The 25779-nt window shown below is 71.3% G+C and carries 22 protein-coding genes, 2 tRNA genes and 1 riboswitch; of the genes, 8 read left to right on the plus strand and 16 right to left on the minus strand.

Annotated features, from left to right (window positions below):
• Positions 1–105 precede the first annotated feature (105 nt).
• Positions 106–657 carry a phosphoribosyltransferase gene (locus OHQ87_RS24525; protein ID WP_328341552.1) on the plus strand — a complete coding sequence of 184 codons (552 nt, stop codon included), beginning with the start codon at positions 106–108 and terminating at the stop codon, positions 655–657.
• Positions 658–674: 17 nt separating this feature from the next.
• On the opposite strand, the gene OHQ87_RS24530 is transcribed toward OHQ87_RS24525, so the two are convergent.
• Both OHQ87_RS24530 and OHQ87_RS24535 read right to left on the minus strand, forming a co-directional pair.
• Complete coding sequence (locus tag OHQ87_RS24530) at positions 675–1556, minus strand: LLM class flavin-dependent oxidoreductase (protein WP_328341554.1); 882 nt, start codon at positions 1554–1556, stop codon at positions 675–677.
• A 425-nt stretch (positions 1557–1981) separates the two neighbouring features.
• Positions 1982–2055 (minus strand) — tRNA-Gly (locus OHQ87_RS24535).
• Positions 2056–2289: 234 nt separating this feature from the next.
• Between OHQ87_RS24535 and OHQ87_RS24540 the strand changes: the two genes are divergently transcribed.
• Entirely contained in the window at positions 2290–3327 is a 1038-nt protein-coding gene (locus OHQ87_RS24540) for a zinc metalloprotease (RefSeq protein ID WP_328341556.1), read from the plus strand.
• A gap of 77 nt (positions 3328–3404) precedes the next feature.
• Here the strand turns inward: OHQ87_RS24540 and OHQ87_RS24545 are convergent, their stop codons facing one another.
• Complete coding sequence (locus tag OHQ87_RS24545; RefSeq protein ID WP_328341558.1) at positions 3405–3959, minus strand: pyridoxamine 5'-phosphate oxidase family protein; 555 nt, start codon at positions 3957–3959, stop codon at positions 3405–3407.
• A 416-nt stretch (positions 3960–4375) separates the two neighbouring features.
• Between OHQ87_RS24545 and dcd the strand changes: the two genes are divergently transcribed.
• On the plus strand, positions 4376–4954 hold the full coding sequence (gene dcd, locus OHQ87_RS24550) for a dCTP deaminase (RefSeq protein WP_328341560.1): 579 nt from the start codon (positions 4376–4378) through the stop codon (positions 4952–4954).
• 62 nt (positions 4955–5016) lie between these two features.
• Here the strand turns inward: dcd and OHQ87_RS24555 are convergent, their stop codons facing one another.
• From OHQ87_RS24555 to OHQ87_RS24580, 6 genes are all read right to left on the minus strand, one after another.
• Entirely contained in the window at positions 5017–6057 is a 1041-nt protein-coding gene (locus OHQ87_RS24555; RefSeq protein WP_328341562.1) for a C40 family peptidase, read from the minus strand.
• A 12-nt stretch (positions 6058–6069) separates the two neighbouring features.
• A riboswitch (cyclic di-AMP (ydaO/yuaA leader) is annotated at positions 6070–6206 on the minus strand.
• Positions 6207–6360: 154 nt separating this feature from the next.
• On the minus strand, positions 6361–7362 hold the full coding sequence (locus tag OHQ87_RS24560) for a C40 family peptidase (protein ID WP_328341564.1): 1002 nt from the start codon (positions 7360–7362) through the stop codon (positions 6361–6363).
• Between the two features lie 177 nt (positions 7363–7539).
• The gene (locus tag OHQ87_RS24565) at positions 7540–8544 is read right to left on the minus strand and encodes a hemolysin family protein (RefSeq protein WP_328341566.1); all 1005 of its coding nucleotides are present in this window, start codon (positions 8542–8544) and stop codon (positions 7540–7542) included.
• Entirely contained in the window at positions 8537–9877 is a 1341-nt protein-coding gene (locus tag OHQ87_RS24570; protein WP_328341568.1) for a hemolysin family protein, read from the minus strand. Before OHQ87_RS24570 ends, OHQ87_RS24565 begins: the two co-directional genes overlap by 8 nt.
• A gap of 127 nt (positions 9878–10004) precedes the next feature.
• Positions 10005–12221, minus strand: coding sequence for a (Fe-S)-binding protein (locus OHQ87_RS24575; RefSeq protein WP_328341570.1), 2217 nt, complete (start codon positions 12219–12221; stop codon positions 10005–10007).
• 296 nt (positions 12222–12517) lie between these two features.
• Entirely contained in the window at positions 12518–12784 is a 267-nt protein-coding gene (locus OHQ87_RS24580; protein ID WP_328341572.1) for a cell division protein CrgA, read from the minus strand.
• Between the two features lie 229 nt (positions 12785–13013).
• Here OHQ87_RS24580 and OHQ87_RS24585 point away from each other — a divergent pair, with 229 nt between their 5' ends.
• Genes OHQ87_RS24585 through OHQ87_RS24600 form a run of 4 tightly spaced genes read left to right on the plus strand, consistent with a single transcriptional unit; the run spans position 13014 to position 16282 of the window.
• Complete coding sequence (locus OHQ87_RS24585) at positions 13014–13820, plus strand: DUF881 domain-containing protein (protein ID WP_328341574.1); 807 nt, start codon at positions 13014–13016, stop codon at positions 13818–13820.
• The gene (locus OHQ87_RS24590) at positions 13817–15343 is read left to right on the plus strand and encodes a class E sortase (RefSeq protein WP_328341576.1); all 1527 of its coding nucleotides are present in this window, start codon (positions 13817–13819) and stop codon (positions 15341–15343) included. The genes OHQ87_RS24585 and OHQ87_RS24590 overlap by 4 nt, the downstream gene beginning before the upstream one ends.
• 5 nt (positions 15344–15348) lie before the next feature.
• The gene (locus OHQ87_RS24595) at positions 15349–15627 is read left to right on the plus strand and encodes a hypothetical protein (RefSeq protein WP_328341579.1); all 279 of its coding nucleotides are present in this window, start codon (positions 15349–15351) and stop codon (positions 15625–15627) included.
• 4 nt (positions 15628–15631) lie between these two features.
• Entirely contained in the window at positions 15632–16282 is a 651-nt protein-coding gene (locus tag OHQ87_RS24600) for an aminodeoxychorismate/anthranilate synthase component II (protein ID WP_328341581.1), read from the plus strand.
• 67 nt (positions 16283–16349) lie between these two features.
• On the opposite strand, the gene pknB is transcribed toward OHQ87_RS24600, so the two are convergent.
• The 7 genes from pknB to OHQ87_RS24635 form a co-directional block, all read right to left on the minus strand.
• The gene (gene pknB / locus OHQ87_RS24605) at positions 16350–18161 is read right to left on the minus strand and encodes a Stk1 family PASTA domain-containing Ser/Thr kinase (protein WP_328341583.1); all 1812 of its coding nucleotides are present in this window, start codon (positions 18159–18161) and stop codon (positions 16350–16352) included.
• A complete protein-coding gene (locus OHQ87_RS24610) occupies positions 18158–19621 on the minus strand; it encodes a serine/threonine-protein kinase (protein WP_328348982.1) in 1464 nt (487 codons plus the stop codon). Before OHQ87_RS24610 ends, pknB begins: the two co-directional genes overlap by 4 nt.
• Before the next feature lies 1 nt (position 19622).
• Positions 19623–21128 carry a peptidoglycan D,D-transpeptidase FtsI family protein gene (locus OHQ87_RS24615; protein ID WP_328341585.1) on the minus strand — a complete coding sequence of 502 codons (1506 nt, stop codon included), beginning with the start codon at positions 21126–21128 and terminating at the stop codon, positions 19623–19625.
• Entirely contained in the window at positions 21125–22504 is a 1380-nt protein-coding gene (locus tag OHQ87_RS24620; protein WP_328348983.1) for an FtsW/RodA/SpoVE family cell cycle protein, read from the minus strand. The genes OHQ87_RS24615 and OHQ87_RS24620 overlap by 4 nt, the downstream gene beginning before the upstream one ends.
• A gap of 140 nt (positions 22505–22644) precedes the next feature.
• Positions 22645–24099, minus strand: a complete 1455-nt coding sequence (locus tag OHQ87_RS24625) for a PP2C family protein-serine/threonine phosphatase (RefSeq protein ID WP_328341587.1) — start codon at positions 24097–24099, stop codon at positions 22645–22647.
• A complete protein-coding gene (locus OHQ87_RS24630; protein WP_328341589.1) occupies positions 24096–24584 on the minus strand; it encodes an FHA domain-containing protein FhaB/FipA in 489 nt (162 codons plus the stop codon). Before OHQ87_RS24630 ends, OHQ87_RS24625 begins: the two co-directional genes overlap by 4 nt.
• Positions 24585–24590: 6 nt before the next feature.
• Positions 24591–25385 carry a DUF3662 and FHA domain-containing protein gene (locus OHQ87_RS24635; RefSeq protein WP_328341591.1) on the minus strand — a complete coding sequence of 265 codons (795 nt, stop codon included), beginning with the start codon at positions 25383–25385 and terminating at the stop codon, positions 24591–24593.
• A 228-nt stretch (positions 25386–25613) separates the two neighbouring features.
• Here OHQ87_RS24635 and OHQ87_RS24640 point away from each other — a divergent pair.
• Positions 25614–25699: transfer RNA gene (locus OHQ87_RS24640), tRNA-Leu, on the plus strand.
• Positions 25700–25779: the final 80 nt, after the last annotated feature.

Genomic DNA, 25779 nt, shown 5'->3' on the forward strand with positions numbered 1-25779 from the left:
TGTTATGGTGCGAATTGCAGTGATACGTCTGACCGATCGGCCGAGGTCCGCTGGACCGCACGGGCCAGAATGCCACCGTTGGCATTCAGCACCGAGGATGAGGGCATGACCACCGAGCTGTGCAAGCGTCTGGTCGAGCTGTTCAACTGGGTCGATCCGGGGCCGGGCAGCAGCCACCTGGTCAGCGACACCTCCGGCTGGTGGCGGGCCCCCGACGTGCTCGCCGGGCTCGGTCCGGCGCTGGTCACGCCGTTCCGCGCCGCCCGCCCGACGGTCGTCGTCGCCCCCGCGGTGACCGGGCTGATGCTCGGGCCGCTCGCCGCGACCGCCCTCGGGGTCGGCTTCGTCCCGGCCCACAAACCCGGCGACGGAAGGCTCCCCGCCGCCCCGCTGACCTGGGCGCGGAGCCCGCCCGACTTCCGGGGCCGGCGGGTCGACCTGGCGGTACGCGACGACCGGCTCGGCGCGGGCGACCGGGTGCTCATGGTGGACGACTGGGTGGCCACCGGCGCCCAGGTGCGGGCCGTGCGGGACCTCTGCGTCGCCCGGGGCGCCCGCTGGATCGGCGTCGCCGCCGTGGTCGTCGACCTGCCCACCCCGGTCGCCACCGAACTGGGCGTACGCGGCCTGCTCACCACCGACGACCTGCCCACCTGACGGCGGGTGCCGGTCGGTCAGGGGGTGCGCAGCTCCGGCAGCAACCGGGTGGCGACGTCCGCCAGCACCGCCTCGTCACCGGCGTACCAGCTGCTGGCCCGGGGCCAGTGGGTGATCACGTCGGTGAACCCGAGCGCCGCCGCCCGCGCCACCTGCTCGGCGAAGAAGTCCGCGCTGCTCAGCGAGAAGACCGGCGCCGCGTCCAGGGAGAGGTAGCGGGGCAGGGTGGCCGGGTCACGACCGGCCTCGTCGAGGGTACGGTCCATCCGGGCGCAGAGCGTCGACACCCCGTCCCACCAGGCCGTCAGCTCCTCCTCACCGGTGCCGGTGGTGACCCAGCCCTGACCGAACCGGGAGACCAGCCGCATCGACCGGGGCCCGTTGGCGGCCACCACGAACGGCACCCGGGGCCGCTGCACGCAGCCGGGATTGTTACGGGCGTCGACGGCGCTGAACCAGTCGCCCCGCCAGGTCGTGCCGTCCTCACGCAGGATCAGGTCCAGCAGCTCGGTGAACTCGCCGAACCGGTCCACCCTCGGCCGGGGCGGCAGGGTCTCCCCGCCCAGCACGGCGGAGTCGAAGCCGATCCCACCCGCGCCGAGGCCCAGCAGCAGCCGCCCGTCGGAGACGTCGTCGAGGGTGGTGACCTGCCTGGCGAACGCCGCCGGATGCCGGAAGTTGGGCGAGGCGACCAGGGTGCCGAGCCGAATCCGGTCGGTCACCGTGGCGGCGGCGGTCAGCGTCGCCATCGAGTCGAACCAGGGACCGTCGACCAGGTCCCGCCAGCCCAGATGGTCGTACGTCCAGGCGTGGTCGAAGCCCCACTCGTCCACCTGCTGCCAGCGCCGACGCGACTCCGACCAGCGCTGGTCGGGAAGGATCACGATGCCAATCCGCATGATCACCAGCGTACGTCGCAGGGGCTGCCCCGCGGCCGGTCGATCCCGCGCGGCGGTTTCCCGTTGGTAGGTAGCGGCGCCTTCCGTCGGGTAGGTGGAGGTTCCCCGCGTCAATCACGCCGAAGCTGGTCGTCGGCCGACGACAGGGCCTCCACGCGTTCGTCCTGTACCTGGATCTCCTGCCTGGACCGGTGTGCACCAGGGTTGTAGATCTCGTCGATGGGGCCCATCAACCTCGCGCCCACGCCGCTACGCCGGACACAAGGCCAGCAGGCGAAGATGACTACCGGCCCTGCCGACCAGGGGGCGTCACCCGCCCCGCTCGCCGGTCCGTACTGGCACACCAATGCCTCGATGCGCCCTGGTTGACCTCGGAACATCGAAGGCCCTGCCCAGGATTCGGGTCCTGATCAGGGCCTTCGTGGTGGAGCGGGTGACGGGAATCGAACCCGCACTGTCAGCTTGGGAAGCTGATGTTCTGCCATTGAACTACACCCGCGAGCGGCATCACTGTACCTGAAGTGACCGGACCCGCGCACCCTGGCACCCCCGCGCGTCTCCGGCGACGGAGTGTCATCGCATCGCCACCACCTGCACGAACGAAACGGTCAGATGTTTCACAGAAGCAACTTAGGGACGTTCTCAAACGTGTCGATCAGTTGTAACGTCACCCCCACGTTCACGACCTCGGTGCGACATACCCCCTGTCACACCGCCAGAAAGAGGTGGGCCCATGGGACTGCGTCCCAACCTGCTGACCCGGCGTGCCGCCGGTGTCGCATCGACGACCTTCGCGCTGCTGTTGAGCACCGCTGCGGTGGGCGTCGTACCTGCGGCTTCCGCGTACTCCGCAGCTCCCGGCAGCGCCTCCTGCGCAGAGCCGACCGACGTCCACGCGGACGTCCACTCCGACGCGCGTGTCCGCGGTGGTGGCAAGAAGGCCGCCCACAAGCGGCACGACCCGAACGAGCTGACCGCCGAGCAGGTCCAGACGCGGGAGGCGGACTTCACCGCGGCCCTGCGTACCAGCACGCTGCGGTCGAAGTCCAGCATCCGCACCGGCTCCACCGAGGGCAGGACGGTCGCGCTGGCCCCGATCTCCGTTCCGGTGGTCGTGCACGTGATCCAGCGGGACAGCACCCGGGCCGGCGGCAACATCCCCGACTCGCTGATCAACGCGCAGATCAACGTGCTCAACCAGGCGTACGGCGGTGCCACCGGCGGGGTGGCCACCGGCTTCACGTTCCAGCTCCAGAAGATCAACCGGGTCACCAACGCCTCCTGGTACCCGATCGTGCAGGGCTCCACGGCCGAGCGGCAGATGAAGACCTCGCTGCGCACCGGCGGCAAGAACACCCTCAACATCTACCTGGGCGAGCTGAGCGACGACCTGCTCGGCTGGGCGACCTTCCCCAAGCGCACCCTCGACGTGATGGACGGCGTCGTGGTGCTCGGCGAGTCACTGCCGAACGGTGCGGCCACCAACTACAACCAGGGTGACACCGGCACCCACGAGGTCGGCCACTGGCTGAACCTCTACCACACCTTCCAGGGTGGCTGCTCCGGCTCGGGCGACAGCGTGTCGGACACCCCGGCCGAGCGCGAGCCGGCCTTCGAGTGCCCGACCGGCCGGGACACCTGCACCGCCACCGGCAAGGACCCGATCACCAACTTCATGGACTACACCTACGACTCGTGCATGTACCAGTTCACCGCCGGCCAGGCCAGCCGCATGGTGAACGCCTGGACCGCCTACCGGGCAGCCGCCTGACCGGCACCCGGTACACACGACACGACAGTGCCGGCTCCGTCCTTTCCCGGACGGGGCCGGCACCGTCGTTTGCAGGCTCAGGCAGCGGTACGGCGGGTGTCGAACCCGTGCCGCCCGTGGCGGGACGGCCGCTGGTCGGGTACGCCCGTGACCGCGGGCCGACCCGCCGCAGGATCCAGCCAGACCTGCACGGTGGAGGGCTTTCCGTCGGGGCTCGACAGACCACCGTGGTCACGGCGGGTGAGCATGGCGACGTCCACGCTGAACTCGAAGAGCCGCCAGTCGACCCGGGGTGCGGCCCGGCCGATCGCGGCCACCAGCTCCACCCGCGCCGGGTCGGTCACCGGCTCGGCCCGGCCTGTCACGTACGCCTCGTCGTCGGTCTCCTCCGACGGGAACGAGTGGAGCGCGTAGCGGCCGTCGCGTTCGAGGTCACGACGCTTGGGCGAGTCGACGACGAAGCAGAAGAGCCCGCCGTCGGTGACCAGCGGGCAGACCGGGTGGACCCGGGGGCCGCCGTCGGCACGGACAGTGGCCAGGTAGCCGAAGCCCGGCCCGTACTGCTGGAGGAGAAGGCGGATCCCGTCGGCGAGTCGGGGCTCGTCGGCGGCGAATGCGGACCAGGATGCCATGCCGTAACCCTATCGAACAGGCGTTCTAAAATCAGTCCGACACGCAGGTGGAAAGGCCCCTCTTTGGCCGGGCTGCCGGTCCCGCCCGGACCGCACCGGGCCGAGGGCACGGGCGACGCGACCATCCCCGGGCCGGGGTAGACGGGCGACCACGCTGGGTCACCAGTTCGCCCTCAGGCCGCGGTACGCGGCAGCCTTGGTGAATCGTCTACGTCATCAGTTCGACAGCGGCCGGACCAGTATCTCGTCCCGCCCCGACGATCCGGGCGAGCAGCACCCTGGACACCTCCAGCCCACCCCACCGCCGCGCCTCGGCCCCGACGAGCCCGCCCCGCCCTCGTACCCCCTCGGCAGCCGGGGCGGGCGTCGACGGCCCGGCCGGCGGGTCGGGCCGGGACGCTCGATATGGTGGTCCGATGCTGCTCTCCGACCGGGACCTGGTCTCCGAGATCAAGGCGGGCGCGCTGGCGCTGGCGCCGTTCGAGCCGAGTCTGGTGCAGCCGTCCAGCATCGACGTGCGTCTCGACAAGCTGTTCCGGGTCTTCAACAACCACCTCTACACCCACATCGACCCGGCCGTGCAACAGGACGACCTGACGTCGATGGTCGAGGTGCCGGCGGGCGAGCCGTTCGTGCTGCACCCGGGTGAGTTCGTGCTCGCCTCCACGCTCGAGGTCATCTCGCTCGGCGACCAGCTCGCCGGCCGGCTGGAGGGCAAGTCGAGCCTGGGTCGGCTGGGCCTGCTCACCCACTCGACCGCCGGTTTCATCGATCCGGGCTTCTCCGGCCACGTCACGCTGGAGCTGTCGAACGTGGCCAACCTGCCGATCACGCTCTGGCCGGGCATGAAGATCGGCCAGCTCTGCATCTTCCGACTCTCCTCGCCGGCCGAGCACCCCTACGGCTCCGAGGTCTACGGGTCGCGCTACCAGGGTCAGCGCGGGCCGACCCAGAGCCGGTCCTGGCAGAACTGGCGCACCTGGCCGACCCGCTGAGCGCACCCTGACCGGGGGCACGCCACGTCCGGGCCCTGGCGGGGGCCCGGACGCGAGTGGGATCAGCCGGGGCGGCCGTAGCTGTGGACCGGTCCGTCGTCTACCCGCTTCATCTTGATCGGCTGACCTGACTGCGACGCGTGCACGACCCAGCCGTCCCCGACGTACATCCCGACGTGGTGCAGGTCGGCGTAGTAGAAGACCAGGTCGCCGGGGCGCAGGTCGGCCCGGCTCACCCGGTCGGTCACCTGGCGCTGCTGCCGGGCGTTGTGCGGCAGCGACACCCCGGCCTTCGACCAGGCGGCCATGGTGAGCCCGGAGCAGTCGAAGTTGTTCGGGCCGGCCGCACCCCACACGTACAGCTTGCCGATCTGGGCGCAGGCGAACTTGACTGCTGTGCCGGCCGGGCCACCGGGGTAGCCGGCCGGGCACGGGGCCGGGCGCAGCGGCCCGCCGCCGCCGTTGCCGTAGACCGTGAGGCGCAGCTTCTGCAACCTGTCGATCTCGGTGTTGATCTGCTTCTTCTTCGCCGCCAGCTGGGCTTCGGTACGGGTCAGCTGGACGACCATCTCGTCCAACGGCGCCTTGGTCGCGGCCAGTTCGTCGCGCAGTTCGGCGACGGCCCGCACCTCGCGCTGCTGGCGGCTGGCGAAGCGGTCCAGCAACCCCAGCTGCTCGACCACCTGGCTCGGGTCGTGGCTGCCCAGCAGGGCGTTGACAGTGGACATGTTCTCGCCCTTGTACGCCTGGACGGCGAGGCCGCTGACCTGGTTCATCGCCTGGTCGACCCGGCGCTGCAACGGCGCGATCCGCTTGCCGAGCGCGTCGGCCTGGCGGCGCTTGGCGGCGAGGTCGGCGCGGGTGGCGTTGTGTTGCTCGATGACGGGTTCGAGCTTGTTCCAGTCCTGGTCGATCTGTCGTTCGATCTCGGCGACCGAGGGGTCGGCGTGGACGGGCGTGGCGCCACCGGTCAGCACGACCAGGGCAGCGGTCAGGGCGGTGAGAGTCGTGGTGAAGCGGGACCAGCGTGGGCGCGGCGCGACCGTCTCCCGGACGACCTGGGTCGACCGGCGCGACGGTGGCCGCGGGGCATGGTGTGCCACCGAGCTCGGGGCTCCTTCTTCCTCGACCGCCTACCGGGTTAGCTGACGGGTTCGGGCGGGAAGGGAGCGCCCTACCGCGGTGGTCGCGGATTCACCCCGGCGTACCTGGGTCCCCGGCTCGCCCGGAGGCGACTCGGCGGTGCCGGCCGACGCCACCCCGGGTGGGGCGGACCTGATGCCGACCGACGATTGACCAGAGTAGAGACGGTCGTTATCGATCCGCAACCCGCCGGGCCGGCACACTCTCCGTCCGGAAGCACGCAACCCCCGGCCCGTCGGGGCCGGGGGTTGCGTCTGCGCTGGTCAGCCCGGTCGGCGGAAGCCTGCCACCGGCATGTAGTTGATGCTGGTCACCTGGACCGGCTTACCGGTCCGTGGGGCGTGCACCATCATGTCGTTGCCCAGGTAGAGGCCGACGTGGTGCAGGTCGCTGAAGAAGAAGACCAGGTCACCGGGGCGGGCCTCGGAGCGCGGGATGGCCTTGCCCTCGTTCCACTGGGCGCCGGTGAAGTGCGTGAGCGAGATGCCGGCCGCCTTGTAGGCGAACTGGGTGAGCCCGGAGCAGTCGAACGAGTTCGGCCCGGTGGCCCCCCAGACGTACGGGTCACCGACCTGCTGGCAGGCGACCTGGATCGCGGTACGGGCGGCGGAGCTGACCACGCCGTTGATCGTCGGGCAGCCGTTCACCTTGACCGTGGTCTTCGGCATAGACGCCTGGAGCCGCTTGATCTCAGCGTTGATCTTGGTCTTCTTGGTCGCGAGGTCCTTCTCCTGCTGCACCTCGGCGGCGATCAGGGTGTCGAGCTTCTGCTTCTCGGCGTCGTACTTGCGACGCACCACGAGCACGGCCTCGACCTCCTTGCGCTGCTCGGCGGCGAGGCGGTCCAGAATGGTCAGCTGCGCGGCGAGGGTGCCCGGCTTGCTGGTGGTGAGCAGCGCGCTCAACTCCTGCGAGGGGCCGGACTTGTAGTAGCGGGAGGCGAGGTCACCGACCCGGCCGAGGGCCAGCTCGCTCTGCAGGGCCAGCGGCTCGATCTTCTTCTGCAGTTCGGCCGACTTCTTGCGGTTGACCTTGAGCTGGGCCCGGACCTTGTTGTAGCTCTCGATGGTCGGTTCGAGCTGTTCCCACTGCTTGTCGAGGGCCGCCTCGATCTCCTCGGGTGTCGGCGCGGCATGCGCCGGCGCGACGAGCATCCCGGCACCGACGGCGACCGCCGCGACCACGGTGAGCAGGCGGCGGGCGACCCGCCCGAGGGCTGCCGGGCGGGCGGGCGACTGGCCCTGGACGTGACGGTGAGGGGGCATGGTTGCCACCGGCGTCGACTCCTTTGCAACCGACCGCCGGGTGTCTCGCTAAGGGGAAGAAGGAGACAGACATCCCACAGCGGCCGGTGCAACATTAGGGGCAGTAGCGGGATGGAATCAAGGCGGGTCGACACTCCATCACATGAGTGCAATCGCTTGCACACAAAGGGTGTTCGCTCAATTTCCAACTATCGCAGTCAATACATCGTCGAGGGTGACCACACCGAGGGGACGACGACCGTCGCTCACCAGCACCATGTGCCGCCGCTCGCGCCGCATCGCCAGCAGCAGATCGGCAAGCGTACGGTCCGGCGGCACCACCGCCAGCGGCCGGTAGACCTCGGCCGGCACCGGTGCCCGGCGGGACGCCCCGGCGTACCCGAGGACGTCCTTGACGTGCACGAAGCCCAACACCCGCCGGGAGGAACGCTGCACCACCGGGAACCGGGAACGGCCGGTGCTGGTCGCCAGCACCTCCAACGAGGCCGGTGAGACGTCCTCGGCCACCGTGGTCACCGTGGACCAGGGTTGCAGCGCGTCCGCCGCCGTCCGGTCGTGCAACGCCAACGCCCCGGTGATCCGGGCGTGCTCCTCGGCGTCGAGCAGCCCCTCGGTGCGGGCCTGGGCCACCAGACCGGCCAACTCCTCGGCGGTGAAGACCGTCTTGACCGCATCGGTGGCCTCCACCGCCCACAGCCGCAGCACCTGCCGGGCCGCCCACTTCATCGCCAGCAGCAACGGCTTGGTGGCCAGGCAGAACGCCAGCATCGCCGGCCCCAGCCAGAGCGCCGACGGCTCCGGGCCGGCCAGCGTGATGTTCTTCGGCACCATCTCGCCGACCACGGTGTGCAGGAAGACCACCACGCCCAGGGCGATCAGGAAGGAGACCGGATGCACCGCGCCCGCCGGCAGCAGCACCGCGTGGAAGACCGGTTCCAGCAGATGGGCCAGGGCCGGCTCGGCGATCGCGCCCAGCCCGAGCGAGCAGACCGTGATGCCGAGCTGCGCCCCGGCGATCATCAGCGGGATCTGGTTCATCGCCGACAACGCCCACCGGGCCCGCTTGGAGGTGGCGGCCAACGGCTCCACCACCGTACGACGGGACGCGATCAGCGCGAACTCGCTGCCCACGAAGAACGCGTTGCCGAGCAGCAGCACCACCGCGACCAACAACTCAGTCATCGTCGTGCGGCTCCTCGGGGCGGACCACCCGGACCTGCTCGATCCGGTGCCGCTCCACCTCGACGACGGTGAACTCGTAACCGTCCGCCCGGGTCGTCTCACCGGGCAGCGGGATGTGCCCCAGCCTGGCCATCAGGAAGCCCGCCAGCGTCTCGTACGGCCCGTCGGGGAACCGGAAGCCGGTCTGCTCGAACAGTTCGTCCTCCCGCAGCACCCCGTCGACCAGGACGGTCCGTTCCCCGCCCGGCACGGTCAGCCCGGTGTCGTGGGCCTCGTCCACGGTGGCCGGATCGAACTCGTCAGCGATCTCCCCGACCAACTCCTCGACCAGGTCCTCGACGGTCACCACCCCGTCGGTGCCGCCGTACTCGTCGACCACGATGGCCAGGTCGGCCCCGGCGGCCTTGAGCGCGGCCAGCACGCCGTCGAGGTCCAGGCTCTCCGGGACGTACACCGGCTCGCGGGCGACCGAGGCGACTGTGGTGCCGGCCCGCGCGGCCAGCGGCACACCGAGCGCGTCGGGTACGGCCGCGACCCCGGTGACCAGGTCGAGGGTCTCCTCGTAGACGGGGAAGCGGGTCCGGCCGGTCCGGCGGGACAGGTCCAGCAGCTCGGCGACGGTGGCGGTGGCCCGCAGCGCGATCACGTCCACCCGGGGGGTCATCGCCTCGGCGGCCCGCTTGTCGCCGAAGCGGATGGTGCGGCGCAGCAGCATGGCAGTGTCCGGCGGCAGCGCGCCGGCACGGGCCGAGATGGCCGCGAGCAGGCCCAGCTCCTCCGGGGAGCGGGCGCTGGCCAACTCCTCCTGAGGCTCCACCCCGAGCTGGCGGACCAGCCGGTTCGCCGAGTTGTTCAGCCCTCTGATCAGCCAGCCGAAGGCCCGGGAGAAGGCCCGCATCGGCCCGGCGGTGGCCAGTGCCGCCGGCATCGGTCGGGCCAGCGCCAGGTTCTTCGGCACCAGTTCACCGAAGAGCATCGAGAGCAGGGTGGCCAGCGCCAGGGCGAGCAGCGGGCCGAACCGGTCCGCGCCGCCCAGCGGGGCCAGCAGCGGGGTGAAGAGCCGGGACAGCGCGGGCTCGGCCAGGTAGCCGGTGAGCAGCGCGGTCAGGGTGATGCCGAGCTGCGCCCCGGAGAGCTGGAAGGAGAGTTCACGCACTGCACGGCGAACCGTGACGGCGGCGGCGTCGCCGGACTCCGCCCGCCTGTCGATCTCCGACCGGTCGACGGTGACCAGGGCGAACTCGGCCGCGACGAAGAACGCGTTGCCGGCGGTCAGCAGTACGAAGCCGACCAGGGGCAACAGCGTGCCGAGCAACACACCGTCGATGGGCATGATTGTTCCACGGCCGCGCCCGGCGGTCACCGGCGCGTGGCGCACGGTCACCACGGTCGCTGTCGGGCCGGCAACCGGATCCCGGCCGGGCCGGTGCCGGCCGGGATCGGGTCAGCGGGGCACGGTCTCAGCCGGCGGTCGGCGCGGTCTCCCTGGCACCCGGGGAGGCGTCCGGCCGGACCGAGCGGAGCAGCACGCTCGCCACGTCGACGACCTCGACCTGCTCGCCGGCCCCCTTGCCGTTGACCCCGTCGTTGAGCATCGTCGAGCAGAACGGGCAGCCGACGGCGACGGTCCGCGCCCCGGTGGACATGGCCTCCTCGACCCGGTCCACGTTGATCCGCTTGCCGATCTTCTCCTCCATCCACATCCGGGCGCCGCCGGCACCGCAGCAGAAGGAGCGCTCGCTGTTGCGCGGCATCTCGATCAGGCCGCTCCCGGCGGTGCCGCCGCCGTTGATGGCGCTGCCGAGCACCTCCCGCGGCGGAGCGAAGACCCGGTTGTGCCGGCCCAGGTAGCAGGGGTCGTGGTAGGTGACCCCACCGTCGACCGGCTGCACCGGGGTGAGCTTCCCGGTGCTGACCAGGTGGGCCAGGAGCTGGGTGTGGTGGACCACCTCGTAGTCGCCGCCGAGCTGGCCGTACTCGTTGCCCAGGGTGTTGAAGCAGTGCGGGCAGGTGGCGACGATCTTGCGGCGGGGCTGTTCCCGGCCCTCGAACGCCTCGTTCAGGGTCTCGACGTTCTGCTGGGCGAGCATCTGGAAGACGAACTCGTTGCCGATCCGGCGGGCCGGGTCACCGGTGCAGGTCTCGCCCTCGCCGAGGATGGCGAACTGCACGCCCGCCTCGTGCAGCAGGGTGGCGACCGCCCGGGTGGTCTTCTTGGCCCGGTCCTCGAACGCGCCGGCGCAGCCGACCCAGAACAGGTACTCGAAGTCGTCGACCTCGCCGACCCGGGGCACCTCGAAGTCCAGCCCCTTGGTCCAGTCCTCACGGGTGTTCTGCGGGGCACCCCACGGGTTGCCCTTGTTCTCCAGCTTGCGCAGCATGACCCCGGCCTCGGACGGGAAGCTCGACTCGATCAGCACCTGGTAGCGGCGCATGTCGACGATGTGGTCGACGTGCTCGATGTCGACCGGGCACTGCTCGACGCAGGCTCCGCAGGTGGTGCAGGACCACAGCACGTCCGGGTCGATCACGCCGCCTTCCTCGGCGGTGCCGATCAGCGGCTTGTCCGCCTCGGCGAGGGTGAGCACGTCGAGGTGTGCGAGCTGCGCCTGGGTGGCCTTCTCCTCGCCGGTGAGGTCCTTGCCACCACCGGCCAGCAGGTAGGGCGCCTTGGCGTACGCGTGGTCGCGGAGGCTGAGCACGAGCAGCTTGGGTGACAGGGGCTTGCCGGTGTTCCAGGCCGGGCACTGCGACTGGCAGCGACCGCACTCGGTGCAGGTGCTGAAGTCGAGCAGGCCCTTCCAGGAGAACTGCTCGACCTGCGCGACGCCGAACTGGTCTTTCTCCGGGTCGGCCTCCTCGAAGTCGAGCGGCTTGCCCTGGCTCGTCATCGGTCGCAGCGGGCCGAGCCCGGAGCCGGCGGGCCGGGCCGGCTCGCGCTTGAAGAAGATGTTGAAGAAGGCCAGGAAGCGGTGCCAGGCGACGCCCATCGTCACGTTCAGCGCGATGACGATCAGCCAGGTCATCGAGATGACGATCTTGACGAGGGCGGCGACGCTCACGCCGGCCGGCCAGGCCGGCAGCAGCGCGCCGACGGCGTGGCTGACCGGGGTGGCCCAGAGCGGGTACTCGAAGTGGTCGGTGGCGACCTTGAAGCCCCGGATCACGAAGCCCATGACCAGCACGGCGAGGACGACCGCCTCGACGAAGTAGCCCTGCCACATGGTCGAGCCGGTGAACCGGGAGCGCCCACCCGGACGGGTCGGCCGGTTGCGTACCCGGATCGCGATCAGCACCAGGATTCCGACCACGCCGAGCACCGCGATCACCTCGGTGACCAGGCCGTAGACGGCGAGGCCGCCGATCAGCGGCAGGCCACCGGTCGGCGAGACGACCTCGAAGTACGCCTCCAGCACGAGCAGCGACAGCACGATGAAGCCGACCATCACGAACCAGTGCGCGGCGCCCACCACGCCCCACCTGAGCATCCGGGTGTGGCCGGCCGTCTCGACCAGCATGGTCTTCGCCCGGGCGCCCTTGTCGGCGAACCGCTCCGGCGCGGGTTGCCCGAGCCGGATGACGGCCACCATCTTCCGCACCGCACGTACCGCGAGCCACACCGCCACGGCGGTGATGGCGGCGGCGAGGATCGTGGTGACGATCTGGACGCTGCCCATCGAGTCGGCCTCCCGGTCTGCTGCCTGTCGAGCGGCTCGGCGACCGGAGTGACCGGCTCAGGGCGGCGGGACCGGCGGGACGCCGCTGCCGCACCTGTGACCGGGCCGGTCGATGACCTCGCTCCGCTCGGTCATGCAGTGCAGCCTACCCGAAAGTTACTCAACGGTAACGTGAGTCTTCTCGCATCAGGCCACGCCGCCCTGCGGACACCATAGGTCCCCCCACGTCGAAGCGCCGGGCTGGGGCCGTACGGGGTGACCTGGGTCGTGTCGCGGAGCGCGCCGGAGCGCCCCGCTCAACGCCAGCGGGAAAGCAGGATCAGCGAGCCCACCATCGCGCCGAACCCGACCGCGAGGTTCCAGTAACCCCACGAGGCGACCGGGTACTCCTGCTCGGAGAGGTAGTAGACCACCAGCCAGCCGATGCCGCCGACGATCAACGCGACAGCGGTAGCCGGCAGCCACACCGGGCTAGGCTTGCGCGTCGCCGCCGTCGTCGTCGTCGGACGAACGTCCGTCGGCGGGGTGTACACCTTCTTCTTACGGACCTGAGACTTGGGCACGACGCTCTCCAGAGGGGTGACGACCTCGTCCGGCCTGACAACCGGGCGCGGGGGCGACGGTCCATGGCCAATAATGTTCGACAGTCAGCGTAGTCCGGAAGGCCGGTTCAGGCCATGAACGGGGTCGATCCGGTGCCCACGGTGACCGGAATCGGGCGGGTCGACGCGGTGTCGACGACCCGTTCCGCGTGGTGACGGGAGTCACCAGACGACGGGAGAGGAACGCGCGGTGGAGTACACATCCGGTGCGGCATCCTGGCAGAAGGCCCTGCGCCGGGCGGTCGCAGCCTTCCTGCCCCGACGCCCCCGGCAACGCCGGCCGGGCTGGTCGATCGGCGTACCGCTGATCGCCGCCGCGGCCGGACTGCTCTTCACCACCACGGCGAGCACGGCGGGCGGCACGGCCCTACGGGAGGACCGCCGGCCCCAGCTCACCCAGCTCATCGAGGACCGTCGGGAGCAGGTGGCCGCCAGTGAGCTGCGGGCCGCCCGGTTGCGGGCCGACGTGGAGGGCGAGACCGAGACCCTGGCCGACACCGACGCGCCGATCAAGGCGCAACGGGACCGCGCCCACGGCTTCCAGCAGTCCGCCGGCTTCACCGCGCTCACCGGCTCCGGGGTGACAGTCGAGCTGAACGACGCCCCCCGCCGCGGCGACGGCACCCTGCCCAAGGGCGCCACCAACGACGACCTCGTCGTCCATCAGGGTGACGTGCAGGCCGTGGTCAACGCGCTCTGGGCCGGCGGCGCGGAGGCCATGTCCATCATGAACGTCCGCGTGCTCTCCACCAGCGCGGTACGCTGCGTCGGTAACACCCTGCTGCTGCACGGCCGGGTGTACTCGCCACCTTTCAAGATCGTAGCAATCGGCGATCCCGCTGCCCTCCAGCAGGCCCTCGCCGGCTCGCAAGGAGTCGGGTTGTTCAAGCAGGCGGTCGATCACTACCAGCTCGGCTACTCCGAACACGTCGCCACGGTCACCGTGCCGGCGTTCGAGGACTCGACCGCGCTGCGATCGGCGACGGTGCCGCGATGACCGACCAGGGCGGGGACCCGCGCCGCAGCGACCCGGACGACGAACCGACCGCCTTCCTGCCCAGGATCGACCGGTCCACGTCGTCGTCGCCCCCCGCCCGCCCGGAGACCGCCCGCCCGGAGACCGCCCGCCCCGGGAGCGCCCGCCCGGAGACCGCCCGCCCCGGGAGCGCCCGCCCGGGGCCGACCGGCCCCTGGCCCGCGCCGGCACTGCCGTCGCGTCAGCCGCCGCCCGTCTGGCCGGGCCGCCCCACACCGGCGACGACCGAACGGCAGCAACCGGAAACGCCCCATCGCCAGCAACCGGCGACCGCCGAGCGGCAGCCACCGCAGCCGCCGGTCCGCCCCACACCGGCGTCGGCCGCGCACCAGCACGGTCCCGATTCCCCCGGTGCCGCCCCGCGTCCGGTGCCACCCGTCGAGACGGGACGGCTCCGGGCCGCCGCGCCGGACGGGACGCCGCGCCCGTCCGGCGCCGGAGGCGACCGCCACCCGGGGTCCGCTCCCGGGCCGGAGGTTCCGCGCGGGGGCGTACCCGAGGTTTCCCGTCGGGACGTACCCGGGAACGGGCCGGTGGAGCACGGCCGGCCGGCGCCGGCCGGCGGGCCGGACCGGGCGGCCGACCCGGCGGCGACCACGGTGCTCCCGGTGCTGCCGGCCCGACCGACCAACCCGGTGTGGGACTCCACCGCCCTGATGGGTGCGGTGCCGCCCGCACCCGAGGACGCCGGGGCCGGCGGCCCGAGCGAGCCACCGCCGCCGCCCCGGCGCGGCGAGCGGGTGGTGCAGCTGCGCCCGGAGCAGACCGGTGAGGGCTACAAGAGCGTCTACTCGGAGCTGACCCGGCCGACCTTCGGCTCCCGGCTGCGCACCGGCGTACGGGTCAGCGGCGAGCTGCTGATCACCTTCGGCCTGGTGGTGCTCCTCTTCGCCGGGTACGAGATCTGGGGCAAGTCCGCCCTCGTCGACGCCCATCAGAGCGACCTCAACCAGCAACTGGCCCAGGCGTGGGGCCCCACCGGCGACCCGACGGTCAGCCCGAGCGCGTCGGCCAGACCGGTGGCTCCGGCCGAGGGCAAGCCGATCGCCGGGCTCTACATCCCCAGCCTCGACAAGAACTGGGTCGTCGTCGAGGGCGTCACCCAGCAGGACATCAGGTACGCCCCCGGCCACTACCCGAAGAGCGCGCTCCCCGGCGAGGTGGGCAACTTCTCGGTGGCCGGTCACCGTAACCGGGCCACCTTCTGGCGGTTGGACGAGCTGGAGGTGGGCGACGCGATCATCCTGGAGGGCAAGCAGGACTGGTACGTCTACAAGGTGTACCAGTCCCGGATCGTCCGCCCCGACCAGGTCGAGGTGGTCGCGCCGGTGCCCGGCCAGCCGAACGCGAAGGCCACCCGCAAACTGCTCACCCTGACCACCTGCAACCCGAAGTTCGACAACTACCAGCGGCTGATCGTCCACGCCGAGTTCGACCGCGCGCAGCCCAAGTCCGAGGGCCCACCGCCGGAACTGCGAGGCTGACCACGGTGTACTCGTTCATCTGGCGAAAGCTGCCCTTCGGGCTGCCCGGCAAGCTGATCGGCTCGGTGCTGCTCGCCACCGCGACGGTGGCGCTGCTCTGGTACGTGGTCTTCCCCTGGGCCGAGCCGCTGCTGCCCTTCGACGACGTCCAGGTCACCCAGGACTCCGGCAACCCCGGCGGTGACTCCGCCGTCGACCCCGACGCGCCGGCCGGCGACGGACACGACCTGCCGTACGACACCGACCGGAACAACACCCCACCCGCCCCCTCCCCGGACCGGTGAGCCCATGCGTGTCCTCGTGATCGACAACTACGACTCCTTCGTCTTCAACCTCGTGCAGTACCTGGGTCAGCTCGGGGTCGAGTGCGAGGTCCGGCGCAACGACGAGATCGACGTCGCCGAGGTCGGCCGGGTCGGCGCGGCGGGTGTCCTGCTCTCGCCGGGGCCGGGCAGCCCGGACCGCGCCGGCATCTGCCTCGACGTCATCCGCCGGTACGCCGGCGAGCTGCCGATCTTCGGCGTCTGCCTCGGCCACCAGGCGATCGGCGAGGCGTTCGGTGCGACAGTCACCCGGGCGCCGGAGTTGCTGCACGGCAAGACCTCCGAGGTGCGCCACCACTCCGTCGGGGTGCTGGCCGGCCTGCCCGACCCGTTCACCGCCACCCGCTACCACTCGCTGGCGGTGCTGCCCGAGACGCTCCCCGACGAGCTGGAGGTCACCGGCTGGACGGAGTCCGGCGTGGTGATGGCGATGCGGCACCGGACCCTGCCGATCGAGGGGGTGCAGTTCCACCCGGAGTCGGTGCTCACCGAGGGCGGCCACCTGATGCTGGCGAACTGGGTAGCCGCCTGCGGCCACCGGGAAGCCCTGGAACGCGCCCCGGAGCTGGCCGCCGAGGTCGACGCCCGTCGCCGGGCCGCCTTCGCCACCGGCTGACCCCACCGCCGTACGACACAGGCCCGGTCCAGGTGGACCGGGCCTGCGCGTCACCTCGGGGTACGGGTCACTCGTCCTCGACCCGGAACGGCGGGGTGGGCAGCGGGAACCCGCCACCCGTACCGTCACCGGGCGGCGTGGTGGTCGGCACCGGCGTGGTCGGGGTCGGCGGGGTCGGTGACTCGGTGACCTCCGGCACGCTGACCACGATGGTGACCGTGGTGTTCTTCGCCTTCTTGGTGCCACCCTTCGGGTTCTGGCTCTGCACCTTGCCGGCCTCGTCCGCCGGCACCTCCGAACCGAGTTCGGCGTTCACCTTGAAGCCGGCGTTCTGCAGGGCCCGGGTGGCCTCCGTCTGGCTGAGGTCCTTGACGTTCGGCACCTCACGGACGTTGCCCTTGGAGACGGTCAGGGTCACCTCGGTGCCCTCCGGCACCTTCTCCCCCTCGGGCGGGGAGACGTCGAGGACGATGTCCTCGCTCTCCTCGCTGTCCTTCGTCACGACCTTGACGCGGAACTTGTCGTTCGTGAGGCGGGTCTCGGCGCTCTCGACCTTGCTGCCCTTGAGGCCGGTGGGGATGCTGACCTCGGGCTTGCCACCGCAGATGTTCACCGTCACCTGCCGGTTCTCCTCCAGCGCGGTGCCGGCCGGCGGGTCCTGCTTGGCGACCGTACCCACCTTGCAGGTGCTGTCGAAGACCTGGTCGCCGGTCGCCGGCACCAGACCGAGGTTGCGGATCTCGGTGAAGGCGGCGTCCTGCGTCTTGCCCGCCAGGTTGGGCACCGGGCTCGTCTTGGTCTCGTCTCCGGCACCGTTCATCAGCAGGGCCGCCACCAGGGCGATCACCGCCAGCACGCCGACCGCCGCGAACGCCGCGATCACCCAGGCCGAACTCTTGCGCCGCTGCGGGTCGCCGACCCGGGCCGGGATCTGCCGGGTCTGCTGACCGACCACCTGCGTCGGGTAGCCGGACGACGCCGCCGCCATCGGGGTCGTCTCGTCCTGGGTCATCACCGGGGTGGCCATCACCGGTCGACCGGCGGCGGCACGGAGCAGGTCGGCCCGCATCTCGCCGGCGCTCTGGTAGCGGTTGAGCGGGTTCTTCGACAGCGCCTTCAGCACGATCGCGTCGATAGCCGGGGTGACGTCCGGGTTGATGTCGCTCGGCGTCGGCGGGGCCTCCCGCACGTGCTGGTACGCCACGCTGACCGGGCTGTCGCCGACGAACGGCGGATGACCGCAGACCAGCTCGAACAGCACGCAACCGGCGGCGTACACGTCGGAGCGGGCGTCGACGGCCTCACCGCGCGCCTGCTCCGGGGAGAGGTACTGGGCCGTGCCGATCACCGCACTGGTCTGTGTCATCGTGGTGGCGCCGCTGGCCAGCGCGCGGGCGATGCCGAAGTCCATCACCTTGACCTGACCGGTCTGGGTGAGCATCACGTTGCCGGGCTTGATGTCCCGGTGGATGATCCCGTGCCGGTGGCTGAACTCCAGGGCCGCGCACATGTCGGCGCAGATCTCCAGCGCCCGGCGCGGCTGGAGCCGCCCCTCGACGCCGAGGACCTCCTTGAGGGTCCGCCCGTTCACGAACTCCATCACGATGAACGGGAGGGTCTCGCCGGTCGGGGCGGTCTCCTCGCCGGTGTCGTAGACGGCGACGATCGCCGGATGGTTGAGCGACGCGGCGTTCTGCGCCTCGCGGCGGAACCGCATCTGGAAGGTGGCGTCCCGGGCCAGGTCTGTCCGGAGCATCTTGATCGCGACGTCCCGACCGAGCCGGAGGTCCCGACCGCGGTGCACCTCGGCCATGCCGCCGTAACCGAGCAGCTCGCCGACCTGGTACCTGCCACCGAGCAGGCGGGCCTGGGCTGTCATCGCGTTCGTCGTCCTTCGCTCGTCGTCGTCTCGCCGGCACCTGGTCCGGGCCGTACCACCCGACGGTACGGTGTTCCGACCGGATCGTCGCGTCCGTGGGCACTCAGCGCGCCGGACGTCGTGCGCGGAGCCCCCGGATCACCGTTCAACAGGTTGTTCCGCGCACTGTAGGAGAGCACGCCCGAACAGACCAGGATCAGCACGGCCAGCAGGATGGCCAGGGTCACCATGCCGGACCGGGAACGGGGTGGCGGGGCGGGGGCCGGCAGCGGCTGCCGGGCGTACCCCATGGGTCGGTCGGACCGGAGCTGGGCCGGCGGGACGGACGCGGCACCCCGGGGCTGCTGGTAGGGGACCATCGGGGCGGCCTGGGCCGCCGGCCGCTGGACCTGCTGCGGATGCCGGGCCTGGACCGGTGGTCGGGCCTGACCGCTGGCCGGTGGTCGGGCCTGACCGGCGGCCGATGGACGGGCCTGCCCACCGGCGGGCGGGCGGTGCTGGTGGGACAGGGCGGCGGGCTGCTGTCGGGACGCGGCGGGTACCTGCGCGCGGGCCATCGGGCCGGCCGGGGAGGCCGGCGCCCCGGAGACCGGACCGCCGGAGACCGGACCGGGGTGTCCACCACCGCCCCGGGCCTGCTGGGAGAGGGCGAGCTTGGCCTGCCGGGCGACGGCGGCCAGGGCGGCGGCGCTCGGCCAGCGGTGACCGGGCTCCTTGGCCATGGCCCGCTCCACTATCGCCTTGACCTGCGGCGGAATGTCACCGGGCAGCGCCCGGGGAGTGTCCCGGACGTGCTTCATCGCGATCTCGAGAGGATTGTCACCCTCGAAGGGCCGCCGCCCGGCCAGACACTGGTAGGCCACGACGCCGAGCGCGTACACGTCGGACGCGGGGGTGGCGACCGCACCGGTGGCCTGCTCGGGGGAGATGTACGAGGCGGTGCCGAGCACCGACCCGGCGGCGGTGAGCTGGCCGACCAGCTCGGACCGGGCGATGCCGAAATCGGTGAGCACGAGCGTCCCGTTCGGCCGGACGAGCAGGTTGCCCGGCTTGACGTCCCGGTGCACGATGCCCTTCTCGTGCGCGGCGTGCAACGCGTCGGCGGCCTGGGCGAGCAGCGCCATCGTCCGGGCCGGGGTGAGCCGGCCGACCCGGCTGAGCGTCGACGACAGGGCGTCGCCCTCGACGTACTCCATCACCAGGAAGGCGATCTGCTGGTCGCTGCCGAAGTCGTAGACGTCGACCACGCCGGGGTGGTTGATGGTGGCCATGGTGCGCGCCTCGCCCCGGAACCGTTCGGCGAAGCCGGGCTCGTCGAGCAGCGCCGGGAGCAGGCTCTTCACCGCCACCGTACGGCCCAGCACCTGGTCGGTGCCGCGCCACACGTCACCCATGCCGCCGCTGGCGATCCGCTCGTCGAGGCGGTAGCGGTTGCCGAGCTGCACCCCGGGGCTGAGCATGTCAGCGGCCCCCCGCATCGGCGATGGCCGCCTGCATGATCTTGCCGCCGATCCGGGCGGCCTCGGCGCTGCCGCCGCTGCCCGCCTGCTCCAGCTCCACGCAGACCGCCGAGACGGCGTTGCCGTTCTTGTCCAGCGCGAAGCCGATGAACCAGCCGTGGTCGGGCCGGTCCGGAGCGGACTGCGCGGTGCCGGTCTTGCCACCGACGGTGTAGCCGTCGATGTCCGCCGAGCTGCCGGTGCCGTTCTTCACCACGCTGACCATCATGTCCCGCAGGTCGTCGGCGACCTGACCGCTGACCGGCTGACGCAGCTCCCGCGGCTGGGCGTTGTAGTAGCTGGTGGTGCGGTCCGGCCCGAGCAGCTGCTTGACCAGGTAAGGACGCATCTGCCGGCCCTTGTTGGCCACCGAGCCGGCGATCAGCGCCCCCTGGAGCGGGGTCATCCGGACGTTGTTCTGGCCGATCGACGACTGCGCGAGCGCGGCGGGGTCGGTGCCGCCGTCGGGGTTCTGCATGTCGCCGGTGCGGCTGGCCGCCACCGGCAGGCCCCCCTCGCCGAGCTGCCCGACGGTGAGGTCGTCCTGCTCGAAGCCGAACTGCCGGGCCTTCTCCTTCACCGTGTCCGCCCCGAGCCGCACACCGAGCTGGGCGAAACCGGTGTTGCACGACTCGGTGACCGCGTCCATCAGGGTGACCTGTGCCTCCGGGCAGATCGACGCGGCGGCGTTCTTGATCGGCGTGCCCGACGTCGGCGGGGTCCAGCTCGCCCCGGCCGGGATCTCGGTGTCCTTGCCGACCCCGTTCTCCAGAGCGGCGGCGGCCACCACGATCTTGAAGGTGGAGCCGGGCGGCAGGGTCTCCGACAGCGCCCGGTTCTTCAGCGGGCCGTCCGGGTCCTGCTCGTACTTGTTGTAGGCGGCCGACGCCACGTTGGTGTCGTGGTCGGCAAGCGGGTTCGGGTCGAAGCCGGGCATCGAGACGAGCGCCTGCACCGCACCGGTACGCGGGTCGATGGCGATCGCCGCGCCCTTCTTCACCCCGCTGCGGTTGTTGCGCAACTGCTCGAAGGCGGTGTCCTGGGCCCGCTTCGAGATGCTCAGCAGCACGTTGCCGCCGCTGGTCTCGTCGCCGGTGAACATGTCCTTGATCCGGTTGCCGAGCAGCGCGTCGCTGGTGCCGGCGAGGAAGTCGTTCTCCAGCCGCTCGATGCCGGTGTCGCCCAGGTTGACCGGCTTGTAGCCGAGCACGTGCGCGTACTTCGACCCGCCGGGGTAGCTGCGCTGGAACTTCAGCTTGCCGCCGGTCTCCTTGCTGGTGGCCACTGCGGTGCCGCCGGCCTCGATGTTGCCCCGCCGACGCTCGTACTCGGCCACCTGGACCCGACCGTTGTAGTCGCTGTTGCGGTATTCGTCTGCCTTGTAGGCCTGGATCCAGTTCAGGTTGGCGAAGAGCAGCCCGAACAGGACCATGACGACGACGCCGACGCGGCGCAGAGGCGCGTTCACGGGCGGATCACCTCCGTGGGAGCACCGTGCAGCTGTTCCGGCGGACCGCCACCGGGTCGGGCCGCCGGGCCGCCGCCCTGGTTGACCGGCCGCCGGGCGGCGTCGGAGATGCGCAGCAGCACCGCGATGAGCAGCCAGTTCGCCATCAGCGACGAGCCACCGGCGGAGAGGAACGGGGTGGTCTGGCCGGTCAGCGGGATGAGCTTGCTGATCCCGCCGACGATCACGAAGACCTGGAGCCCCAGGGTGAAGGCGAGGCCACCGGCGACCAGCTTGCCGAACGAGTCCCGCACCGCCAGCCCGGCCCGCAGCCCCCGCTCCACGATGAGCAGATAGACCACCAGCAGCGCGGTCAGCCCGAACAGGCCGATCTCCTCGCCGATGCCGGCGAAGATGAAGTCGTTCTGCACCTCGGGGATCTCCAGCGGCTCCCCGGCACCCGGACCGGAGCCGAACAGACCACCGCTGCCCAGGCCGAGCAGCCCCTGCACCAGTTGGTAACCCCGGTCGTACGGCTCGGCGAACGGGTCGAGCCAGATCTCGGCGCGGGTGTAGAAGTTGGCGAACGGGCCACCCACGGTGCCGCCGAGCACGTACGCGAGGTAGGCGCCGCCGAAGAAGAGGACCAGACCGATCAGCAGCCAGCTGACCCGTTCGGTGGCGATGTAGAGCGTCACCACGAACATGCCGAAGTAGAGCAGCGAGGTGCCGAGGTCCTTCTCGAAGACCAGGACCAGCAGACTGATCAGCCAGACGCCGAGCACCGGACCGAGGTCCCGGCCGCGCGGGAAGTCGATGCCGAGGATGCGGCGGCTGGCCAGCGAGAGCACCTCGCGCTTGCGGACCAGGTAGTAGGCGAAGAAGACGAGCAGCGCCAGCTTGGCGAACTCACCGGGCTGGATGCTGAACCCGCCGACCCGGATCCACAGCTTGGCACCGTTGATCTCGGAGAACCGACCGGGCAGCACCGCCGGGATCATCACCAGCACGATGCCGGCCAGCCCCAGGGTGTACGCGTACCGCGAAACGGCCCGATGGTCGCGCATCACCACCAGCAGCCCGGCGGCCAGGATCACCGCGGCCAGCGTCCAGGCCAACTGGCGGCCACCGGTGCCGGCGAAGATGGCAAGCGTCTCCCGGTCGGCGGGGGCGGCCTTGGCCAGGTCGAGCCGGCGTAGGAAGCCCACCCCGACGCCGTTGAGCAGGGCCACCGCCGGCAGCAGGGCCGGATCGGCGAACGGCGCGAGCCAGCGGATCACCAGGTGCATGCCGAGGAAGACCAGCCCCAGCGCGGCGGCCGGCATCCAGAAGTCGCGGGTGACGGTGTCGAGCAGGTTGGCCTCGACGATCGCCCCGTACGCGGCCACCAGCACCATCGCCAGCAACAGCAGGGACAGTTCGGCGTTGCGCCGGGACCGCGCCAGGCGTATGCCGGGCCGCTCGCCCGTCGTGGCGGGCGAGACTACCGGGTTGGCCGCTGCGGTCAAGGAGGTGTCCCTCGGATCTCAGCCGACCGTCACTCGGGCGACCGGCAGCCCGCCGGGTCTCCGGCCGGCGGAACCGCGTCGGAGGCCGAGGCGTCGGGTGTGGTGGGCGGCGTGAGGGTCCCGGTGACACCGGGAACGCCGGTCGTGCCGGGACCGGGGTTGCCGGGGCCGGTCGCCCCGGGGCTGGGCGTGCCGGGGCTGGGTAGTACCGGGGACGTCGTCGACACCGGGGAGCCGGTGACGAGGGACGGCACCGGCGGGCAGACCGGCTTCAGGTTCGGGTTGGCCGGGTCGTCGCTGGTCAGCTCGGCCAACCTGCGCTGCGCGTCCGTCTGGCTCTTGGCCTGGATGCCCTGCTTGACCTGCTCCTGGGCGGCCAGGGTGAGGTCGTCGAGCTTGGCCTGGCTGATCGAGTGCACGTTGGACAGGTCGAGGCCGGCGACCTGTCCGGGGACCCCCCGGAAGACCGCGAGCTGCCCGCTGTCGGTGGCCCCGACGTAGTACTGCCGCTGGGTGTAGCTCCAGCCGGCGAAGAGGCCGCCACCGAGGATGACCAGCAGGGCCACCAGCATCGCCACGGTGCGTAGCGGCCGGCGGGGACGGTCCGGGTCGTCGTCCCGGTTGGCCGCCGGTTCCTCCGGGGCGGGTGGGCGCGGCGCGGAGAGCGCCGACGCGCGGGCCGCCGGGGTCGAGTCGTCGGCCGCGGTGGCCATCCCCCGGTCCCGGGCCGCGGCCCCGCCGACGATCGGACTCGCCTCGACGATGTCATGGTCGGTGGCGTCCGCGATGATCACGGTGATGTTGTCCGGGCCGCCACCGCGCAGGGCGAGCTGCACCAGCCGCTCGACACACTGCTGCGGGTCGGTGTACTCCCGGAGGCTGTCGCCGATGGTCTCCGCGCTGACCACGCCGGAGAGGCCGTCGCTGCAGATCAGGTAGCGGTCACCGGGCTGCACTTGCCGGACGCTGTATTCCGGGTCGATGTCCCGGCCGTCGAGGGCCCGGGTGAGCAGCGAACGCTGGGGGTGGCTGCTCGCCTCCTCCGCGCTGATCCGCCCCTCGTCGACGAGCATCTGGACGTAGGTGTCGTCCTTGGTGATCTGGGCGAACTCGCCGTTGCGCAGCAGGTAGGCCCGGGAATCGCCGATGTGGACCATGCCGAGCTTGCTGCCCGAGAAGAGGGTCGCGGTGAGCGTGGTGCCCATCCCCTCCAGCTGCGGGTTGGCGTCCACGGTGTCGCGGAGCTGCTGGTTGGCGGTGCCCACGGCCGATCGCAGCGCATCGACGAGCGCGTCCCCCGGGACGTCCTCGTCGAGCGGCGCCATGGCACCGATGACGATGTTGCTGGCGACGTCACCGGCGGCCATGCCGCCCATGCCGTCGGCGACGGCGAGGAGCCGCGGCCCGGCGTAGACGGAGTCCTGGTTTCCGTCTCGGATCAGACCGCGGTCGCTGTGGGCCGCATAGCGCAGGGTCAGAGTCATGGCCGTAATTCGAGAGAGGTGCGGCCGATTCGGATCGGCACGCCGAGGGGGACGGGGGTCGGTCCGGTGACCTTAGCGCGATCGAGGTACGTGCCGTTAGTCGAGCCGAGATCCTCGACGAACCACTGTCCGTCCCGGGGCACCAGCCGGGCGTGCCGGGCGGAGGCGTAGTCGTCGGTGATGACGAGGGTGGAGTCCTCCGCCCGACCGATGGTGATCTGCGCTTCGCCGAGGGTGATCCGGGTACCGGCGAGCTGGCCGGCGGTGACCACCAACTGGTGGGCCGCCCGGCCCCGCTTCACCTTCGCCGGCTTCGCCGTCTGCTGCTGGGTCGAGGCCCCGACCGCGCGGGGCGCGGCCACCAGCCGGCCCGACCGGGCGCCCGCGAAGAGATCCCGACGGATGACACCGACCACCGTGAACACGAAGATCCACAGCAGGATGAGGAACCCGAACCGGGCGACGGTGATGACGAGTTCCGGCAAGGCGGGTCAGCCGTCCACGCGGAAGGTCAGCGTCGTGGTCCCGAGCTGGATCATGTCGCCCGGGTTGAGGGCGACGGCCGAGACCCGCTGGCCGTTGACCATGGTGCCGTTGGTGGAACCGAGGTCGGTCAGCACGACCTGGCCGCCGTCGAAGTCCAGCCGGGCGTGTCGCCGGGAGATCCCGACGTCCGGCAGGCGCAGGTTGGCCTGGTCGCCCCGGCCGATCACGGTCGAGCCCATCTGCAACGGGTAGGTCCGACCGTCACCGGAGACCAGCCGGACGTTGCGGGTGCCACCACCGTGCCCCGGCGGGGGACCGTAGCCGCCACCCTGGTCGTAGGACGGGTAGCCGGGCGGTCCGGGGTCGTAGCCGCCCGGCGAGGACACCGGGGCGACCTCACCGCCGGTGTAGACCTCGGCGGTGACCCGGAACATCCCGGTGTCCAGCCCCTCGCCGCGCTCGACCTCGACGATCACGTCGCCGTAGACAGTCCACGCCTGCTCGCCGATGAACTCCGCCTGCGACTGGGCCAGTTCCTGGGCCAGCGCGGCGGCGTACGGCGCCAACCGACTGTGGTCGTACGGGGAGAGATCGATCACGTAACGGTTCGGCACCAGGGTGCGGCCACCAGCGAGGATGGCCTTGTGCGCCTCGGCCTCCCGCTGCATGGCGTTGAGGATCTCCACGGGGTGGACCACCCCTTTGAAGACCTTGGCGAAGGCCCCTTCGACCAGGCCTTCCAGACGCTTCTCGAAGCGTTGCAGCACGCTCACCGGCTCCTCCTCGGGTCCCGAGGACATGATGGTATCTGGACGGCGCGCATGCAGCTCGCGCGCCGCTCGGCCACCGCGCGGCGGCCCGTTCGGAGCGGGCCCGGCGACCGTGCTACTCTTTCGTCCGCCACGAAGGGTGACCGCTCGCAAGAACGGTAACCGGTCGAGGCGAGACCGCAGGACCCGGTAGGATGTTCGGGTCCCGCCGGAGACGGCGGGACCGACGCGCACCACCGCGTTCGAGGGTCGTGCCACGGGGATGTGGCGGAATGGCAGACGCGCACGGTTCAGGTCCGTGTGTCCGAAAGGACGTGGGGGTTCAACTCCCCCCATCCCCACCAGATCGCCGAGGGCTCCGCAGAATGCGGGGCCCTCGCTTCGTATCGGGGCGTACCGGACGTCAGGCTATGCTCCGGTGGTT

The organism is Micromonospora sp. NBC_00421 (genome assembly GCF_036017915.1).
Taxonomy (GTDB): Bacteria; Actinomycetota; Actinomycetes; order Mycobacteriales; family Micromonosporaceae; genus Micromonospora.

Excerpts from the sequence above, each read along its gene's own strand:
- OHQ87_RS24560 (WP_328341564.1), bottom strand. The coding sequence starts at position 7,362 with ATGCCCCCTCACCGTCACGTCCAGGGCCAGTCGCCCGCCCGCCCGGCA.
- dcd (WP_328341560.1), top strand. The coding sequence starts at position 4,376 with ATGCTGCTCTCCGACCGGGACCTGGTCTCCGAGATCAAGGCGGGCGCG.
- OHQ87_RS24620 (WP_328348983.1), bottom strand. The coding sequence starts at position 22,504 with ATGGTGCTGGTGGCCGCGTACGGGGCGATCGTCGAGGCCAACCTGCTC.
- OHQ87_RS24625 (WP_328341587.1), bottom strand. The coding sequence starts at position 24,099 with ATGACTCTGACCCTGCGCTATGCGGCCCACAGCGACCGCGGTCTGATC.
- OHQ87_RS24525 (WP_328341552.1), top strand. The coding sequence starts at position 106 with ATGACCACCGAGCTGTGCAAGCGTCTGGTCGAGCTGTTCAACTGGGTC.
- OHQ87_RS24575 (WP_328341570.1), bottom strand. The coding sequence starts at position 12,221 with ATGGGCAGCGTCCAGATCGTCACCACGATCCTCGCCGCCGCCATCACC.
- OHQ87_RS24600 (WP_328341581.1), top strand. The coding sequence starts at position 15,632 with ATGCGTGTCCTCGTGATCGACAACTACGACTCCTTCGTCTTCAACCTC.
- OHQ87_RS24610 (WP_328348982.1), bottom strand. The coding sequence starts at position 19,621 with ATGCTCAGCCCCGGGGTGCAGCTCGGCAACCGCTACCGCCTCGACGAG.
- OHQ87_RS24540 (WP_328341556.1), top strand. The coding sequence starts at position 2,290 with ATGGGACTGCGTCCCAACCTGCTGACCCGGCGTGCCGCCGGTGTCGCA.
- OHQ87_RS24530 (WP_328341554.1), bottom strand. The coding sequence starts at position 1,556 with ATGCGGATTGGCATCGTGATCCTTCCCGACCAGCGCTGGTCGGAGTCG.
- OHQ87_RS24635 (WP_328341591.1), bottom strand. The coding sequence starts at position 25,385 with ATGTCCTCGGGACCCGAGGAGGAGCCGGTGAGCGTGCTGCAACGCTTC.
- OHQ87_RS24590 (WP_328341576.1), top strand. The coding sequence starts at position 13,817 with ATGACCGACCAGGGCGGGGACCCGCGCCGCAGCGACCCGGACGACGAA.
- OHQ87_RS24545 (WP_328341558.1), bottom strand. The coding sequence starts at position 3,959 with ATGGCATCCTGGTCCGCATTCGCCGCCGACGAGCCCCGACTCGCCGAC.
- OHQ87_RS24570 (WP_328341568.1), bottom strand. The coding sequence starts at position 9,877 with ATGCCCATCGACGGTGTGTTGCTCGGCACGCTGTTGCCCCTGGTCGGC.
- OHQ87_RS24565 (WP_328341566.1), bottom strand. The coding sequence starts at position 8,544 with ATGACTGAGTTGTTGGTCGCGGTGGTGCTGCTGCTCGGCAACGCGTTC.
- pknB (WP_328341583.1), bottom strand. The coding sequence starts at position 18,161 with ATGACAGCCCAGGCCCGCCTGCTCGGTGGCAGGTACCAGGTCGGCGAG.